The organism is Janthinobacterium sp. FW305-128 (assembly GCF_020858135.1).
In the GTDB taxonomy this organism is placed as follows: domain Bacteria; phylum Pseudomonadota; class Gammaproteobacteria; order Burkholderiales; family Burkholderiaceae_D; genus Janthinobacterium.
The window spans coordinates 155,770-171,620 of the sequence record NZ_JACYMK010000005.1; the positions used below are offsets into that span (position 1 = coordinate 155,770).

Consider the following 15,851-nt stretch of genomic DNA (forward strand, 5'->3'; position numbering starts at 1 on the left):
AATAAAAAACGTGCTGGCGGGCGGATTTTTCAGGCAGGTATCAGGCGAAGTGGAACAGCAGCAGAGCGATGACGGCAGGCACCGTTTGCAGATAGAGGATGCGCGTCATGACGGTGGCCGCGCCCCACACGCCGGCCACGGCGATGCAGGCCAGGCCGAAGACGGTGAATGCATGGGCGACGGCCGCGTCCGGGTGAAAAAAGCCCAGAGCCAGCGCGGCGACAAGAAAACCGTTGTAGCAGCCCTGGTTCGACATGGCGGGGCGCACGATCTCCGCTTTTTCCTTGGACAAGCCAAACACCTTGCGCCCGCGCGCATCGAACAGCACGGTTTCCAGCAGCACGATGTAGACGTGCAGCAGCAGGATGAGGGCGGTAAGGATTTGGGCCAGTAGCAGCATTATTGTTCCCGAGAGTGAGTGGATGCAGCAATTATGCTGCCACAAGCATGTTTTTTGGCAATATTTGATTGGAGCGGCCGCACTAGAAAAAATGTGCTTGCGGCAAGGGTTTCCACCCGATGGTATACTTTTCCCTTTGCTCCTGTGGGGACGACCCCGCTCGATGTGGGGGCTGCATGGCGGGGACGACCCTGCCGCCTCGGGAGAAATAGATGGCGTGGATCATTCTGGTATTGGCGGGCTTGCTGGAAATCGGCTGGGCCATCGGCCTCAAATATAGCGCCGGTTTTACCCGCCTCGTGCCCTCCGTCTTGACGGCGGTGTCCATGCTGGGCAGCGTGGTGATGCTGGGCCTGGCCTTGCGCACCTTGCCTCTGGGCACGGCCTACGCCATCTGGACGGGCATCGGCACCGTGGGCACGGCCATCTTCGGCATCATGGTGCTGGGCGAACCGGCCAGCGCCGCGCGCATCGCCTGCATCGCCCTGATCGTCTCCGGCATCCTGGGCTTGAAATTGCTCAGCCCGCAATAAAGGATGCCAGCATGAGTCTCGCCATGACGTATTTCTACCTGGCCATCGCCATCATCGCCGAAGTCATCGCCACCAGTGCCTTGAAGGCATCCGAGGGATTCAGCCGTTTGTGGCCCAGTGTCATCACCGTGGTCGGCTACAGCATCGCCTTCTGGTGCTTGTCGCTGACCTTGAAAGTCATTCCTACCGGCATCGTGTATGCGATCTGGTCGGGCGTGGGCATCGTGCTCATTTCCGCCGTGGGCTGGTTCTGGTTCAAGCAAAGCCTCGATACGCCGGCCCTGATCGGCCTGGGGCTGATCATTGCCGGCGTGCTGGTGATTAATCTTTTCTCCAAATCAGTGGGGCATTGATCAGAAGCTGCTGGCCACCCGCGCCAGGTAATACCATTCGGCATTGGCTTGCGCGTTGACGTCCGGGAAGAGGATGTAGGCGTCGAATTCGGCCGTCACGGGCGTGCCGTCCGCGCGCACGCCGATCTGCTCGCCCTGTTTGACCTTGTCAAAGCTGGACCAGGTCTTGATGAAGCGGTCGCTTGCATGCAGCTTGTCGTGCACGACGACCATGTTCAACGCTTCCATGTCCGCGTCGGCGATCGGTTCAGGCTGCGGCGCATCGATGAAGCCGAGGAAGGCCAGGGTGTTCATGATGGCGCGGTAGGCCACGTCCGGCGCGGCCGGGTCCGCGTGCTGGCCGCATTCCAGGGTCAGCGCATAGCCGCCCGTCGAGCGCATGTATTCCGTCGTGCCCACGCCATAGCGCAAGACCAGGCCCACCTGGTCGCTATTGCCCAGGCGGCGCTGCACGCCCTGGCCATACGCATGCAGCCAGCCATCGACAAAGCGGCGTACGCCCAGGCGGCGCGCCAGCGCGCGCTCCTTGTCTTCATGCTGGAATGGTTGCAGCGGACCGTCGTTGTTGCGCGGCCCTACCATGACGAAGGGCTGGCTGTCGGCATTGAACGAGTGCAAATCCAGCAGCACATCGTGCTGGCCCAGCAGAGGGCACAGCCAGTTGGCGATGCGGTCTTCGAAATCCTGCGGATTGTCGTTCGGAAACAGATTGCGGTTCAGGTTGCGGTCGCCGCTGCGCACGCCCTTGGCGTAGGCCAGCGGGTTGGTGATGGGCACGAAGGTGACGCTGCCGGCCAGAATCGAGAGGGCGCCGCTGTCGAGTTCAGCCATCACGCGGTGGATACCCTTGGTGCCGCAGGTTTCATTGCCGTGCACGGCGCCGGTGACGATCAGGCGCGGGCCGCTGCCCTGGCCCGTGTAGTTGATGGATTTGAAGTGGAGTGCGCTGCTCATGCTGGACATATCCTATGCTGTTGCGGGAAGGGAAAGCGGGGTCGGCATATTTTAGCGGGATTCGCCGTGCACGCCTGCAAAAAGTTGGCCATGGCAAGGTGCGCCGTGGCATGATCGGCGCCACCGTTGTTTTTCCTTGCCGAGATCCATGTCGTTTTCTTCCTCTTCTTCGCGCCTGTATGGCCTCGATACCTTGCGCGCGCTGGCCATCGTGCTCGTCTTCATGAACCACTATTTGCTGTTCGTCAGCGACGGTGGGGCGTTTGGTTTCTGGGGGGAAATCGGCTGGACGGGTGTGGACCTGTTCTTTGCCCTCAGCGGCTATCTGATCGGCAACCAGATCTTCACGGCCTTGCGCAGCGAACACGGCTTTTCCCTGTCCCGCTTCTATGCGCGGCGTTTCCTGCGTACCTTGCCCAATTTCTATGTCGTGCTGGCCCTGTATTACTTGTGGCCCGCGTTTCGCGGCGACAGCGCGCTGCTGCCCCTGTGGAAATTCCTGACGTTTACGCAAAACATCAATCTGACGCCGGGCACGGCGTTTTCCCATGCGTGGTCGCTGTGCGTGGAAGAGCAGTTCTACGTGCTGTTGCCGGCCGTGGCGCTGGCGATCGCCGCCTGCCGCAAGTCGCTGCTGTGGGCGTGGCTGGCCATGGCCGCCAGTTTGATCGTCGGCATGCTGGTGCGCGCCTATCTGTGGGATGAATATGTGCAAGTGCCGCGCGGCGGGCTTGGCTACTACAAGTATATTTATTACGCGTCGTGGTGCCGCTTCGACGAACTGGTGGCGGGCGTGGCGCTGGCGCTGCTGAAGAATTACCACCCGACCGCCTGGGCGCGCCTCACCTCATACGGCAACCGCACCTTGCTAGCGGGGATAGGCGGCACGGCGCTGATGTTTTACGTGTTTCTCACCGATCACTATGGCTATGCGGTGACCGTGTTCGGCTATCCGGCCCTGGCCGCCAGTTTTACTTTATTGCTGGTCGCCGCGCTCAGTCCCGGCAGTACGCTATATAAACTGCGCGTGCCGGGCGCGGCCAGCCTGGCCCTGTGGTCGTATGCGATTTATCTGTTGCACAAGCAGCTGTGCATCCTGCTGCGGCCGGTGTTGCAGGATCTCGGTCATGGGCCGGACGGCGCGCCGGCGATACTGCTCAGTGCCGCCGTCAGCATCTTGACGGGCTGGCTTTTGTATAGAGTGGTGGAAACGCCATTCATGCGCTTGCGGGCGCGCTACGTTCCCGCCAATCATGCATGACGATTACATGTCGATCACGTCCAGCCCCCGTGGCGTGCCGACCAGCAATTCCAGGATCGCATGCACGCGCAGATTCGTGTCTTCGTGTTCCGTGTTGTAGATCAAGGTGCGCAGCCCGGGCACGGCTTCCGTGATGTGGGGGCTGGCGTAGGCATTGATCAGTAACAAGACCAGGTCCGTGGCACCCGCGCCGGGCTGGCGCCGCAGCCGGTCGTGGATCACGTTCAGCAGCGCGCGCTGCATGCGCGGCGTGGGATTGCTGATGTAGGCGAAGACGCTCGGCGTGTTGGCGATGGCCGCGCAGATGCGCTGTTCGATCTCGTCGGGCTTCACGTCGGAGGCGATATCGAAGTACGCGGCTTCCCAGCGCGTGCGCGCATAGGGATGATTGGGCGGGAAGGAGTCGGCCGTTTCAAAACCGCAGATGCGGCTCAGGGTTTTCAGCCAGGCGAATAGGGTGGAGTTCATGCCGCGATTCTAGCGGCATTCCGCATGTGCCGGGCCGACTCTCTATAAAGGAGGCTGACGCCCGGGAAGCGGATGAAAAACAGATTAAAGTTTCCTGTAAAACAGCCCTTGTCATTCTGGGAAAGCCTCTCTATAATGCTGGTCTTCGGGGCGGTTAGTTCAGCTGGTTAGAATACTTGGTCGACATCCAAGGGGTCGGGGATTCGAATTCCTCACCGCCCACCAGAATTTGGCAGTAAGTGGTTTTAAAGAGTTTTAAGCTGGCGCAAGCCGCAAGCGGTCATTTGAAATACAATGATCAACAAAAGTTTTACGGGCGGTTAGTTCAGCTGGTTAGAATACTTGGTCGACATCCAAGGGGTCGGGGATTCGAATTCCTCACCGCCCACCAGAATGCAGTTAGAGAGAAAGGTAAAACCGGTTATGACACCGCGAACTACTACCAAGCTTTGGGAGTGACGCTAGTCGAACGGGTTTCCTTTGTCTCAAAAAAGTGAAAAACGCGGCTAGTCCGCGTTTTTTTGCGTCTGCGTTTTCCTTTCAGTTTTTCAGTCCACACCATTCATTGCAGTTTTACCTGGCGCCAGCGCCGATATGGAGATCAATATGCTTACAATCCGACTTCCCGATGGTTCCGCCCGTCAATTTGACGGCCCGGTCACCGTGGCCCAGGTTGCGGCCAATATTGGTACCGGCCTGGCCAAGGCTGCCCTGGCGGGCAAGGTTGACGGCAAGCTGGTCGATACTTCCTATCTGATCGAGCAAGACGCGGAATTGGCGATTGTGACGGACAAGGACGCCGACGGCCTGGAAGTGATTCGCCACTCGACGGCCCACTTGCTGGCGTATGCCGTCAAGGAATTGTTCCCGGACGCGCAAGTGACCATCGGTCCCGTGATCGACAACGGCTTTTACTATGACTTCGCCTACAAGCGTCCGTTCACGCCGGAAGATCTGGTCGCGATCGAAAAGAAAATGGCGGAACTGGCCAAGAAGGATGAGCAAGTCACGCGCAAGGTTGTCGCGCGCGACGAAGCCATCGACTACTTCAACAGTATCGGTGAAGCGTACAAGGCTGAACTGATCGGCTCGATCCCGGCCGACCAGGAAGTGTCGCTGTATTCCGAAGGTAAGTTCACGGACTTGTGCCGCGGCCCCCACGTGCCGTCGACGGGCAAGCTGAAAGTGTTTAAGCTGATGAAGCTGGCCGGCGCCTACTGGCGCGGCGACTCGAAAAACGAGATGCTGCAGCGTATCTATGGCACGGCCTGGGCCAAGAAGGAAGACCAGGAACTGTATCTGCACAACCTGGAAGAGGCGGAAAAGCGAGATCACCGCAAACTGGGCAAGCAGCTCGATTTCTTCCATTTCCAGGAAGAGGCGCCGGGCCTGATCTTCTGGCACCCGAAAGGCTGGTCGATCTGGCAGCAAGTCGAGCAATATATGCGCAATGTGTACCAGGTCAACGGCTACCAGGAAGTCAAGGCGCCGCAAATCCTCGACCGTGGCCTGTGGGAAAAAACCGGTCACTGGGATAATTACCGTGAAAACATGTTCATCACGGAATCGGAAAACCGCGCCTATGCGCTGAAGCCGATGAATTGCCCTGGTCATATCCAGATTTTCAACAATGGCATGCGCAGCTACCGCGACTTGCCATTGCGCTACGGCGAATTCGGCCAATGCCACCGCAACGAACCGTCGGGCGCCTTGCACGGCATGATGCGCGTGCGCGGCTTTACGCAGGATGACGGCCACATCTTCTGCCTGGAAGAGCAGATCGCCGGCGAAGTGACGGCGTTCCACCAGCAGGCGATGGATGTGTACACGGCATTCGGCTTCACGAATATCGACGTGAAACTGGCCTTGCGTCCCGATAACCGCATCGGCACGGAAGAATCGTGGGATTTCGCCGAGGAATCCCTGCGTTCGGCCTTGCGCGCCTGCGGCGTGGAGTGGACGGAATTGCCGGGCGAGGGCGCGTTCTATGGTCCGAAGATCGAATACCACCTGAAGGATAGTCTGGGCCGCGCATGGCAAGTGGGCACCGTGCAGATCGACCCGTCGATGCCGGGCCGCCTGGGTGCCGAATACGTGGCCGTGGACAACACGCGCCAGGTGCCGATCATGTTGCACCGCGCGATCGTGGGTTCGCTGGAACGTTTCATCGGCATCCTGATCGAACACTATGCGGGTGCCATGCCGTTGTGGCTGTCGCCGGTGCAAGTGTCAGTGTTGAATATTTCCGACGCCCAAGCTGATTATGTACAAGAAGTAACAACAAAACTGCGCAAAGCGGGGCTGCGCGTACAGGCTGATTTGCGTAACGAGAAGATTACCTATAAAATACGTGAACATTCCGTACAAAAATTGCCTTACATCTTAGTAATTGGCGACAAAGAGCGGGATGCGAATACAGTGGCCGTGCGGGCGCGGGGCAATGTCGATCTGGGCGTCATGTCCGTCGATGCCCTGATTGAGCGACTCAAACATGAAGTCGACACCAAGGCCTGACGAGGAAACTCGCTGCACGACCGTCTTACAAGATTTTTAAAGGAAACTACAATAGCTACTGACAAGTCACATCGCATCAATGGCGAAATCACTGCCCCTGAAATGCGTTTAAGCGGGGTCGATAACGAGCCACTCGGTATCGTAAGTTTGGCTGAAGCCTTCCGCCTGGCGGAAGAGGCAAACGTCGACCTGGTGGAAATTGCGCCTACCGCGCAGCCACCGGTGTGCCGTTTGATGGACTACGGCAAATTTAAGTATTCGGAGCAAAAGAAAGCTCACGAAGCCAAATTGAAGCAAAAGATCATCCTCGTGAAGGAAGTCAAATTCCGTCCGGGGACTGATGATGGTGACTACAATATCAAGTTGCGTAATCTCATCAAGTTCCTTGAAGATGGCGATAAAACCAAGATCACCTTGCGTTTCCGCGGTCGTGAGATGGCGCACCAGGATATTGGCTTCCGCATGCTGGAACGTCTGAAAGCCGATCTGGAGCCGTACGGCCAGGTCGAGCAGTTCCCGAAGATGGAAGGCCGCCAAATGATCATGGTTCTTTCGCCTAAGAAGAAGAAGTAAGTTACAATAGCGTTTTACTGTGGGTGGACACAGCGCGTGCCAGCATTGGCGCGGCGTCAAACCCCAGGCAGAATTTGCGCGGCCCGCTCAGCAATGTGCGGGCCGCGTGAACTGTAGCGGACTCGCATCCGCTGCACAACATGTGAAAGCAGGCATCTAAGCGCAACGTCGTGTTGCCACCTGCAATCCTGTTATAAATGGAGCTGTCCGTAAGAGGACAGATTGCTATGCCTAAAATGAAGACCAAAAGCTCCGCGAAAAAACGTTTTCGCGTGCGTCCAGGTGGAACTGTCAAGTCGGGTCACGCGTTCAAGCGCCACATCCTGACCAAGAAGACCACCAAGAACAAACGTCAGTTGCGCGGTACCCGTAACATCAACGCATCGGATGTCACATCCGTTATGCGCATGATGCCGACTGCTTAATCTCACACTCAATTTAAGGAGTTACTATGCCTAGAGTAAAACGTGGGGTTACAGCTCGTGCCCGTCATAAAAAGATTCTTGTTCAAGCTAAAGGCTACCGTGGTCGCCGCAGCCGTGTATACCGTGTTGCCAAGCAAGCAGTTATGCGCGCTGGCCAATACGCTTACCGCGATCGCCGCAACAAGAAGCGCGTTTTCCGCCGCCTGTGGATCGCCCGTATCAACGCCGCTTCCCGTGAGCATGGCGTAACGTACAGCGTATTCATGAACGGCTTGAAAAAAGCAAATATCGAACTGGACCGTAAAGTCCTGGCCGATATGGCTGTGATGGACAAGCCAGCATTCGCTGCGATTGTCAACGCAGTGAAAGCAAAAATCGCTGCGTAAGCATCGGTCATTGCACAACGTCATCCACAGGGTGACGTTATAAAGAGCGGGGCAGGGGTGTGAACCTTATGCCCCGTTTCCGTTTTTGATTGTTGGGTTCTAGATTACTAAATCCAGGATTGATTTCCAAAACAGGAAAAGCCGCATGAACTCCCTAGAAGAACTCGTCGTCTCGGCCCAGGCTGACTTTATCGCCGCCGCAGACGCTGCCGCACTTGAAAACGCCAAAGCCCGCTACCTGGGCAAGACTGGCCAGATTACCGAAATGATGAAGGGCCTGGGCAAACTGGACCCGGACGCGCGCAAGGCGCAGGGCGCCCTGATCAACGCCGTCAAAGTGCAGATCGAAGACGCGCTGACGGCGCGCCGTGATGCGCTGGCTGATGCCCAGATGCAAGGCCGTCTGAACGCCGAAGCGATCGACGTGAGCCTGCCGGGCCGTGGCCGCATGCCCGGCGGCATCCATCCCGTGATGCGCACGTGGGAGCGTGTCGAGGAAATCTTCCGCTCGATCGGCTTCGACGTGGCCGACGGCCCCGAAATCGAGAACGACTGGACCAATTTCACGGCGCTCAACAGCCCGGAAAACCACCCAGCTCGTTCCATGCAAGACACGTTCTACATCGATGGCAACGACACCGACGGCAAGCCCTTGCTGCTGCGCACGCACACGAGCCCGATGCAGGTGCGCTATGCGCGCACGCATACGCCGCCGATCAAGGTCATCGCGCCGGGCCGCACCTACCGCGTCGACAGCGACGCCACCCATTCGCCGATGTTCCACCAGGTCGAAGGCCTGTGGATCGCCGAAGACATCAGCTTTGCCGACCTGAAGGGCGTGTACCTGAACTTCGTCAAGGCCTTCTTCGAAACGGACGACCTGCAGGTGCGCTTCCGCCCGTCGTACTTCCCGTTCACGGAACCGTCGGCCGAGATCGACATCGCCTTCGGCTCCGGCCCCCTGAAGGGCCGCTGGCTGGAAGTGTCGGGCGCCGGTCAGGTGCATCCGACCGTGGTGAAGAACTTCGGCCTCGATCCCGAGAAATTCATCGGTTTTGCTTTCGGCTCTGGCCTGGAACGCTTGACGATGCTGCGCTATGGCATCAACGACCTGCGCCTGTTCTATGAAGGCGATTTAAGGTTCCTGAAGCAATTCAACTAAGCGTTGTTCCGTTTGATTCATGGCGCTTGAGCGCCCGTGCGCTCGCGCTGTGAGCTTTGACCATTTGAAGGCTTGATTATGCAATTTTCCGAAAACTGGCTCCGTACCATGGTCGATCCGAAGATGACTTCGGACGAACTGGCCCATCTGCTGACCATGTCCGGTCTCGAAGTCGAGGACGTCGATCCTGTCGCGCCCCCGTTCTCGAACGTGGTGGTGGGCCTGGTCCTGGAGATGGAAAAACATCCGAACGCGGACCGCCTGAATGTGTGCCAGGTCGATGTCGGCACGGGCACCATGCTCAACATCGTCTGCGGCGCGCCGAACGTGCGTCCGGGCTTGAAAGTCGTCTGCGCAATGGCGGGCGCCGTGCTGCCCCCTGGCGCCGATGGCAAGCCGTTTGAAATCAAGGTGGGCCAGCTGCGCGGCGTCGAGTCGCAAGGCATGCTGTGCTCCGCGCGCGAATTGAAATTGTCGGAAGAAAACGCCGGCTTGATGGAATTGCCGGACGACGCGCCGATCGGCCAGAATTTCCGCGATTACTTTGCTTTGAACGACTTGAAATTCACCATCAAGTTGACGCCGAACAAGGCGGACTGCCTGTCCGTGCTGGGCGTGGCGCGCGAAGTGTCGGCATTGACGGGCGTGCCCCTGCATGCGCCGCAGTTCCGCACCGTGCCGGTTTCCAGCGATGAAATCCTGCCCGTGAAAGTCAGCGCGCCGGACCTGTGCGGCCGTTTCACGGGCCGCGTCATCCGCGGCTTGAACGCCAAGGCAGCCACGCCGGACTGGATGAAGCAGCGCCTCGAGCGCAGCGGCCAGCGTCCGCTGTCGGCCCTGGTCGACATTTCCAACTATGTCATGCTGGAACTGGGCCGTCCCAGCCACGTGTTTGACCTGGCAAAGATCCACGGCAGCCTCGACGTGCGTTGGGGCAAGGCGGGCGAATCCGTCAAGCTGTTGAATGGCAACACCGTTGCCGTCGACGAGTGGATCGGCGTCATTGCCGATGAGCAGGAAATCGAATCGTTGGCCGGCATCATGGGCGGCGACGCCAGCTCGGTGTCGGACGATACGGACAGCATCTACCTGGAAGCGGCATTCTGGTGGCCGAACGCCATCCAGGGCCGCGCCCGCCGTTTGAATTTCTCGACCGATGCGGCGCACCGCTTCGAGCGCGGCGTCGATTTCGCCACCACCGTCGAGCATATCGAGCGCATCACGGCCCTGATCGTGGAAATCTGCGGCACGCCGGCCACCACCGTCGGTCCCGTCGACGACCATGTAGTGAACCTGCCGCAACGCCAGCCCGTGACCATGCGCACGGCGCGCGCGCAAAAAGTCATCGGTGTGCCGCTCAACGATGCGCTGATCGCCGATATCTTCACGCGCCTGGCCCTGCCGTTCACCCTGGCCGACGGCGTGTTTTCCGTGACCTCGCCCAGCTACCGTTTCGACATCGAGATCGAGGAAGACTTGATCGAGGAAGTGGCGCGCGTATACGGCTTTGAAAACATCCCGACCTTGCCGCCCGTGGCCGCGAACGTGATGCAGATTGCACCAGAAAATACCCGCTCCTTGTTTGCGGTACGTCATGAGCTGGCCGACCTGGGCTTCCAGGAAGTGGTTAACATGAGCTTTGTCGATACGGCATGGGAGCGCGACTTCTCGGGCAACACGAATCCGATCAAATTGCAGAACCCGATCGCCAGCCAGATGAGCGTGATGCGTTCCTCGCTGATCGGCGGCCTGATCGCCAACGTGCGCTACAACCTGAACCGCAAGACGAACCGCGTGCGCATCTTCGAAGTGGGCGCCATTTACCAGCGCGACGACAGCGTGCAAAACGGCCCCTTGTCGGTGGCCGGCTATGCCCAGCCCAAGCGCGTTGCCGCCATGGCCTACGGCGCGGTGGCGGACGAGCAGTGGGGCCAGCCGTCCCGCACGGTCGACTTCTTCGACGTGAAGGCGGACCTGGAAGCGCTGTTCGCGCCGCTGGTCTTGCGTTTCACCAAGGCGGAACACCCGGCTCTGCATCCGGGCCGTTCGGCCAACGTGGAACTCGATGGCAAGGTCATCGGTTTCATCGGTGAATTGCACCCGCGCTGGATGCAAAAGTACGACTTGCCGCTGGCGCCCGTGCTGTTCGAAGTCGATGCCGCTGCCCTGACGCAAAGAGTCGTGCCCGTGTACCAGGAAATCTCGAAATTCCCTGGCGCCAGCCGCGACCTGGCCGTGGTCGTCAAGCAATCGGTGGCCGTCCAGGATCTGCTCGACAGCTTCCATGCCGCCGCCAAGGCAAGCCCTGCGGCGCGTATCGTGCAAGCCATTGTTTTATTTGATGAATATCGTGGAAAAGGTCTGGAAGCGGATGAAAAAAGCCTTGCTTTCCGGATTAGCTTGCAAGATACTCAAAACACCCTGCAAGACGATGTCGTCGATGGCCTGATGGCTGTCCTGATCGATGCCGCCAAGCAGGGCCACGACGCGAAACTGCGTTCGTAATTACCGGACTGGCCGTCGCTTTTTGCGTGACGGCCTTTCCGTCGTCAATCGTAGACGAGCTTGCCATGTGGCGGGCTCGGGCGCACAGAAAAGGCAGGGCAGGAAAATTAATAACAGCGACGTTGATTCCGCCGTACTGCAATCCGCACTGGCCGCCGATTTGCATCGGGCCATGCTGGTTGCCAAAGTGCGCCAGGAAGCGGAAAAAGATTTACCCACCTTGACCAAGGCGGAACTGGCCGAACTGTTGTTCGAGCAAGTGGGCCTGAACAAGCGCGAAGCGAAGGATATGGTCGAGACCTTTTTCGACGAGATCCGCAATGCGCTCGAGCGTGGCGAAGCCGTCAAGCTGTCCGGTTTCGGCAATTTCCAGTTGCGCGACAAACCGCAGCGGCCGGGCCGCAATCCGAAGACGGGTGAAGAGATTCCTATCACGGCGCGCCGTGTCGTGACCTTTCATGCGAGCCAGAAGCTGAAAAGCATGGTCGAAGAGACCAGTCCGCTGGCACGTGCTGCCTGAGTGAGTGGCGATGAACGAGCGCATCAGTAAAACCGAGTTGATCGCCCCCTTGCCGCCCATTCCGGCGAAACGCTATTTCACGATCGGCGAGGTGAGCGAGTTGTGCGGCGTCAAACCGCATGTACTGCGCTACTGGGAGCAGGAGTTTTCCCAGCTCAAGCCGGTCAAACGACGCGGCAACCGCCGTTATTATCAGCACCATGAGGTGCTGCTGATACGCCGCATCCGCGAATTGCTGTACGAGCAGGGCTTTACCATCAGCGGCGCGCGCAACAAGCTCGACAGCCGTGGCGCATCGCATGCCATCGCCGACGAGCTGCCAGTGCTGCCGGCCATGCCTGCCGTGCCGCTGGAAGCGCCGCTGGACCGCGTGTGGATACGCAATGAATTAATTGCGATTTTAAACTTGCTAAAATAAGATTTGTACCAATATAGGTCGGGTTGTCCGGTAGCGGTTGACTAAGTTGACTATACTGCATGGGCGCTCCGCCTTGGTGCTGACGCTACCGTACGGCGCGCCATATTTTGAATATAATGTTAATGTTGCGTTTTTGTTAGTGACGCTAAGCCGGAGCAGCGTTCAGGTTCCGGTAGTCTTTCCCAGGCCAGGAAAATTTAAGGGGAAACAATGATACGCGTTGCCATTTGTGATGATCACCAAATAGTACGAGCTGGGTTCAAACAGATTTTTTCGTCGTCAAGCGACTTCAGTGTGGTGGCGGAAGCCGGTACCGGGCGCGAAGCGCTCGATATCGCCCGCCGCGAAATTTGCGATGTATTGCTGCTCGATATCGCCATGCCCGATCAGAGCGGCATCGATACCTTGCGCACGATCCGCCAGGGCCAGCCGGAATTGCCCGTGCTGATCCTCAGCGGCTATCCCGCGCAGCAATATGCGCTGAATCTGTTCAAGATGGGCGCGAATGGCTATCTGAACAAGGAATGCGAAGCCGACGAGCTGATGACGGCCGTGCGCACCGTATTCCAGGGGCGCCGCTATGTCAGCTCCACCGTGGGCGAGTTGCTGGCGCAGTCGTTCGACCGCGACACGAATGCCGCGCTGCATACGGAATTGTCGGACCGCGAGTTCCAGGTCTTCCTGCGCCTGGCGCGCGGCGCCACCGTGTCCGATATCGGCGTGGCCTTGTCGCTGAGCATCAAGACGGTCAGTACCTACCGTACGCGCATCATGGAAAAAATGGGCTTGCAATCGAACAGCGACTTGACCTATTACGCAATGAAAAACAATTTGCTTGACTAGCGCTGCGGTGCGATCATGGAAACATGATCGCTCAGCCAGCTAACCGGGCACGACTTGATGTTGTGCAGTGCAGCAGTTTGTGGCGAGGACTATAATTGGCCGGCGCCGGCGCTCTCTCCCGCGCCGAACCTTGCTAAGGATGCACACCAGGATGTATTTCACCGCTCAACCGGCCCCGAATCACCGCCTGCCCCTGTACAAGACGATCCTGTGCGTGACGTGCGCCTTGTTGCTTGTATTGAATGGTTTCAGTCTTTACCATAACCTGGAGTCGCTGAAGGGCACGAATGCCTTGCTCAGCCAGAGCGCCCGCGTTGCCGACCGCCTGCAGTATCTGAACGTGCTCGTGCTCGATGCGGAAAGCAGCTTGCGCGGCTATTTCATTTCCGGCTCCGAAACCTATCTGGGGCCGTCGAAGACCGCTGCCACCGAGATCGACAACGAATTCAACGAGCTGCAAACCTTGCTCGCGGGCAGTCCCACCCAGTTGAAAAACCTGGGCCAGCTGAAAAGCCTGATCCGCCGAAAAATGTCGATGTTGCAACAGTCTATCGACGTCTACAAGCAGGGCGGGTTGGCCGAGATCGTCAACATTTCCCGCGTGACCGATGACCGCGCCACCATGGACGAGATTCGTCTGCAGGTGGTGATCATGACGCGCGAGCAGAATGAAGCGCTGTCGACCGGCAGCGCCGCCTTTTATCATGAGTACCAGAAAGCCGTGCTGCTCGGCATCGGCATCAATGCCCTGGCCATCCTCGTGCTGATCATGTTTTACCAGCTGGTGCGGCGCAGCTTCCAGAACCGGGCAGCCGTCGAGTATGCATTGCAAAATGCCAACGATACCCTGGAATCGACGGTCAGCAAGCGTACCGAGCAGTTATCCGTGCTGTCGCGTCATTTGATCAGTGTCAACGAAGTGGAAAAAGCGCGCCTGGCGCGCGAGCTGCACGATGAACTGGGTGCCAACTTGACCTCGATCAGCATGGACCTGGGCGCCGTCACGCAGCAACTGGCGCATACGCAGCCGGAACTGGCCGCGCAGCTGCGCCATGCCAAGGCGACCTTGCTGGAAACGGTGGAACTGAAGCGCCGCATCGTGGAAGACCTGCGCCCCAGCCTGCTGGACAACCTGGGCCTGTGCGCCGCCATCGAAAGCTATTGCGAGGATTTTGCGCGCATGAGCTCGGTGCGCTGCGAAACGGATGTGGCCATCAATATCGATAACCGCGAAGCGACCTTGACGATCGCTCTGTTCCGCATCGTGCAGGAATCGCTGACGAATATCCTCAAATATGCACGGGCCGGCATGGTCAGCGTGACCTTGAAACGCAACGAGCACGGCCTCGTGCTGCGCGTGATCGACGACGGCATCGGCATCACGGAAGATGCGCTGCAAAAACCGATGTCGCACGGCTTGCTGGGCATGCGCGAGCGGGCCCTGCTGCTGGGTGGCACGCTTACCGTGCGCCAGGGGCCGGAAGGCAAGGGGACGTGTGTGGAGGCCGTGATTCCCATGCCGCTGACGCCGGAGCTGGAAGATATCGATGCGGATGCCGAAGCATAATTTTCCTTGAGATAAAAAAATGGCCGGGCATGCAGCCCGGCCATTTTGCTAACTATCTTGCCCGATCAGCAGCGTGAAACGTCGCGCAGCAAGCGGTCGTATTCCGTCTTGGCGACCTTGTAGCACTCGCCCGCATAGCATTCCAGGCCGGCGCGGTCCAGCACCGTGATATTGCCGCGGCGATAGTGGATCAAGCCTTCTTCCTGCAGCTTGCCGGCGGCGGCCGTGATGCTTTCGCGGCGCACGCCCAGCATGATCGAGATCAGCTCTTGCGTCACTTTCAATTCATTCGATGGCGAACGGTCCAGGCGGTCCAGCAGCCAGCGGCACAGCTTTTGCTCGATCGAGCTGTGGCGGCCACCGACGGCGTTCTGCGCCATCTGCGCAAACAGGGCGTTGGTGTAGCGCATCAGCAGCTGGGGCAGGGCGCCACCTTGATTGAAGGCGTCGCGCAGGCTTTGCGTTTTCAGGCGGTAGCCGTAGCCGGCGCTTTGCACGACGGCCGTGCACATGGCGCGCTCGCCTGCCAGCAGCGAGGCACCGGCCACGCCTTCATGGCCGACCACGGCGATTTCCGTCGTGGCGCCGTCTTCCATGACATACAGCAGCGAAATGATGGCGGTGGTGGGGAAGTAGCTGTATTCCAGGTTGTTACCATAGGCATACAATTCCTTGCCGAACGGCAGTTCAACCAGTTCCAGGTCTTCGAACAGCGATTCGAGCGCGGCGCGCGGCAGGGCGGCCAGCAATTCATTCTGTTGGGCACTGCTGAGGCTAACCCGCGACGCAAGCTTGATTTCCCGTCCGGCCGCCGGCATGGCGCGCGGCAGCAACTGGTTCTTCTGGACCGGGGTGCTAAGTTGAGTTTGGTTCATAGTATTCCTCACAGGCTTTTTACATCGGAGTGCGACTGCCGCGTTGCTGGTCAAAGAAGCTGCCGTGCTCATGTGATAACGGCGTTTTGTTCGA

The 15,851-nt window shown here is 58.8% G+C and carries 17 protein-coding genes and 2 tRNA genes; 15 read left to right on the forward strand and 4 right to left on the reverse strand.

The window, feature by feature from the left end:
* Positions 1–40: 40 nt before the first annotated feature.
* Positions 41–400 (reverse strand): DUF1304 domain-containing protein, encoded by a 360-nt coding sequence (locus IGS60_RS12615; protein ID WP_083287000.1) that lies wholly within the window; start codon positions 398–400, stop codon positions 41–43.
* Positions 401–612: 212 nt separating this feature from the next.
* Between IGS60_RS12615 and sugE the strand changes: the two genes are divergently transcribed.
* Together sugE and IGS60_RS12625 are read left to right on the forward strand one after the other, a co-directional pair.
* Positions 613–933 (forward strand): quaternary ammonium compound efflux SMR transporter SugE, encoded by a 321-nt coding sequence (gene sugE / locus IGS60_RS12620; protein ID WP_070217981.1) that lies wholly within the window; start codon positions 613–615, stop codon positions 931–933.
* 23 nt (positions 934–956) lie between these two features.
* A complete protein-coding gene (locus IGS60_RS12625; protein ID WP_070217979.1) occupies positions 957–1,286 on the forward strand; it encodes an SMR family transporter in 330 nt (109 codons plus the stop codon).
* Here IGS60_RS12625 and IGS60_RS12630 read toward each other — a convergent pair whose 3' ends face one another.
* On the reverse strand, positions 1,287–2,240 hold the full coding sequence (locus tag IGS60_RS12630) for a succinylglutamate desuccinylase/aspartoacylase family protein (RefSeq protein ID WP_070313466.1): 954 nt from the start codon (positions 2,238–2,240) through the stop codon (positions 1,287–1,289).
* Between the two features lie 148 nt (positions 2,241–2,388).
* Between IGS60_RS12630 and IGS60_RS12635 the strand changes: the two genes are divergently transcribed.
* Positions 2,389–3,501 (forward strand): acyltransferase, encoded by a 1,113-nt coding sequence (locus tag IGS60_RS12635; RefSeq protein ID WP_230504717.1) that lies wholly within the window; start codon positions 2,389–2,391, stop codon positions 3,499–3,501.
* A 3-nt stretch (positions 3,502–3,504) separates the two neighbouring features.
* On the opposite strand, the gene IGS60_RS12640 is transcribed toward IGS60_RS12635, so the two are convergent.
* Positions 3,505–3,969 carry a hypothetical protein gene (locus IGS60_RS12640; RefSeq protein WP_230504719.1) on the reverse strand — a complete coding sequence of 155 codons (465 nt, stop codon included), beginning with the start codon at positions 3,967–3,969 and terminating at the stop codon, positions 3,505–3,507.
* Positions 3,970–4,117: 148 nt separating this feature from the next.
* Between IGS60_RS12640 and IGS60_RS12645 the strand changes: the two genes are divergently transcribed.
* The 12 genes from IGS60_RS12645 (at position 4,118) to IGS60_RS12700 (ending at position 14,882) form a co-directional block, all read left to right on the forward strand.
* Positions 4,118–4,194: transfer RNA gene (locus tag IGS60_RS12645), tRNA-Val, on the forward strand.
* A gap of 89 nt (positions 4,195–4,283) precedes the next feature.
* Positions 4,284–4,360: transfer RNA gene (locus IGS60_RS12650), tRNA-Val, on the forward strand.
* 215 nt (positions 4,361–4,575) lie between these two features.
* The gene (gene thrS, locus IGS60_RS12655) at positions 4,576–6,483 is read left to right on the forward strand and encodes a threonine--tRNA ligase (protein ID WP_070218007.1); all 1,908 of its coding nucleotides are present in this window, start codon (positions 4,576–4,578) and stop codon (positions 6,481–6,483) included.
* Between the two features lie 51 nt (positions 6,484–6,534).
* Complete coding sequence (gene infC / locus IGS60_RS12660) at positions 6,535–7,056, forward strand: translation initiation factor IF-3 (RefSeq protein WP_071650129.1); 522 nt, start codon at positions 6,535–6,537, stop codon at positions 7,054–7,056.
* A 227-nt stretch (positions 7,057–7,283) separates the two neighbouring features.
* Positions 7,284–7,481 carry a 50S ribosomal protein L35 gene (gene rpmI, locus IGS60_RS12665; RefSeq protein WP_038493025.1) on the forward strand — a complete coding sequence of 66 codons (198 nt, stop codon included), beginning with the start codon at positions 7,284–7,286 and terminating at the stop codon, positions 7,479–7,481.
* Positions 7,482–7,507: 26 nt separating this feature from the next.
* Positions 7,508–7,867, forward strand: coding sequence for a 50S ribosomal protein L20 (gene rplT, locus IGS60_RS12670; protein WP_010399214.1), 360 nt, complete (start codon positions 7,508–7,510; stop codon positions 7,865–7,867).
* 145 nt (positions 7,868–8,012) lie between these two features.
* On the forward strand, positions 8,013–9,029 hold the full coding sequence (gene pheS / locus IGS60_RS12675) for a phenylalanine--tRNA ligase subunit alpha (RefSeq protein WP_070217968.1): 1,017 nt from the start codon (positions 8,013–8,015) through the stop codon (positions 9,027–9,029).
* A 78-nt stretch (positions 9,030–9,107) separates the two neighbouring features.
* Entirely contained in the window at positions 9,108–11,534 is a 2,427-nt protein-coding gene (pheT, locus tag IGS60_RS12680; RefSeq protein WP_230504721.1) for a phenylalanine--tRNA ligase subunit beta, read from the forward strand.
* Between the two features lie 172 nt (positions 11,535–11,706).
* Positions 11,707–12,054: an integration host factor subunit alpha gene (locus tag IGS60_RS12685; protein ID WP_010399205.1), complete on the forward strand. Its 348-nt coding sequence runs from the start codon at positions 11,707–11,709 to the stop codon at positions 12,052–12,054.
* 10 nt (positions 12,055–12,064) lie between these two features.
* Positions 12,065–12,472 (forward strand): MerR family transcriptional regulator, encoded by a 408-nt coding sequence (locus IGS60_RS12690; RefSeq protein WP_230504723.1) that lies wholly within the window; start codon positions 12,065–12,067, stop codon positions 12,470–12,472.
* Positions 12,473–12,682: 210 nt separating this feature from the next.
* Positions 12,683–13,315, forward strand: a complete 633-nt coding sequence (locus IGS60_RS12695; protein WP_034783185.1) for a response regulator transcription factor — start codon at positions 12,683–12,685, stop codon at positions 13,313–13,315.
* Positions 13,316–13,466: 151 nt separating this feature from the next.
* Complete coding sequence (locus IGS60_RS12700) at positions 13,467–14,882, forward strand: CHASE3 domain-containing protein (RefSeq protein WP_070289321.1); 1,416 nt, start codon at positions 13,467–13,469, stop codon at positions 14,880–14,882.
* 65 nt (positions 14,883–14,947) lie between these two features.
* Here the strand turns inward: IGS60_RS12700 and IGS60_RS12705 are convergent, their stop codons facing one another.
* Positions 14,948–15,700, reverse strand: coding sequence for a Crp/Fnr family transcriptional regulator (locus IGS60_RS12705; RefSeq protein WP_162995832.1), 753 nt, complete (start codon positions 15,698–15,700; stop codon positions 14,948–14,950).
* Positions 15,701–15,851: the final 151 nt, after the last annotated feature.

Excerpts from the sequence above, each read along its gene's own strand:
- IGS60_RS12615 (WP_083287000.1), bottom strand. The coding sequence starts at position 400 with ATGCTGCTACTGGCCCAAATCCTTACCGCCCTCATCCTGCTGCTGCAC.
- sugE (WP_070217981.1), top strand. The coding sequence starts at position 613 with ATGGCGTGGATCATTCTGGTATTGGCGGGCTTGCTGGAAATCGGCTGG.
- IGS60_RS12625 (WP_070217979.1), top strand. The coding sequence starts at position 957 with ATGACGTATTTCTACCTGGCCATCGCCATCATCGCCGAAGTCATCGCC.
- IGS60_RS12630 (WP_070313466.1), bottom strand. The coding sequence starts at position 2,240 with ATGAGCAGCGCACTCCACTTCAAATCCATCAACTACACGGGCCAGGGC.
- IGS60_RS12635 (WP_230504717.1), top strand. The coding sequence starts at position 2,389 with ATGTCGTTTTCTTCCTCTTCTTCGCGCCTGTATGGCCTCGATACCTTG.
- IGS60_RS12640 (WP_230504719.1), bottom strand. The coding sequence starts at position 3,969 with ATGAACTCCACCCTATTCGCCTGGCTGAAAACCCTGAGCCGCATCTGC.
- thrS (WP_070218007.1), top strand. The coding sequence starts at position 4,576 with ATGCTTACAATCCGACTTCCCGATGGTTCCGCCCGTCAATTTGACGGC.
- rpmI (WP_038493025.1), top strand. The coding sequence starts at position 7,284 with ATGCCTAAAATGAAGACCAAAAGCTCCGCGAAAAAACGTTTTCGCGTG.
- rplT (WP_010399214.1), top strand. The coding sequence starts at position 7,508 with ATGCCTAGAGTAAAACGTGGGGTTACAGCTCGTGCCCGTCATAAAAAG.
- pheS (WP_070217968.1), top strand. The coding sequence starts at position 8,013 with ATGAACTCCCTAGAAGAACTCGTCGTCTCGGCCCAGGCTGACTTTATC.
- pheT (WP_230504721.1), top strand. The coding sequence starts at position 9,108 with ATGCAATTTTCCGAAAACTGGCTCCGTACCATGGTCGATCCGAAGATG.
- IGS60_RS12685 (WP_010399205.1), top strand. The coding sequence starts at position 11,707 with ATGCTGGTTGCCAAAGTGCGCCAGGAAGCGGAAAAAGATTTACCCACC.
- IGS60_RS12690 (WP_230504723.1), top strand. The coding sequence starts at position 12,065 with ATGAACGAGCGCATCAGTAAAACCGAGTTGATCGCCCCCTTGCCGCCC.
- IGS60_RS12695 (WP_034783185.1), top strand. The coding sequence starts at position 12,683 with ATGATACGCGTTGCCATTTGTGATGATCACCAAATAGTACGAGCTGGG.
- IGS60_RS12700 (WP_070289321.1), top strand. The coding sequence starts at position 13,467 with ATGTATTTCACCGCTCAACCGGCCCCGAATCACCGCCTGCCCCTGTAC.
- IGS60_RS12705 (WP_162995832.1), bottom strand. The coding sequence starts at position 15,700 with ATGCCGGCGGCCGGACGGGAAATCAAGCTTGCGTCGCGGGTTAGCCTC.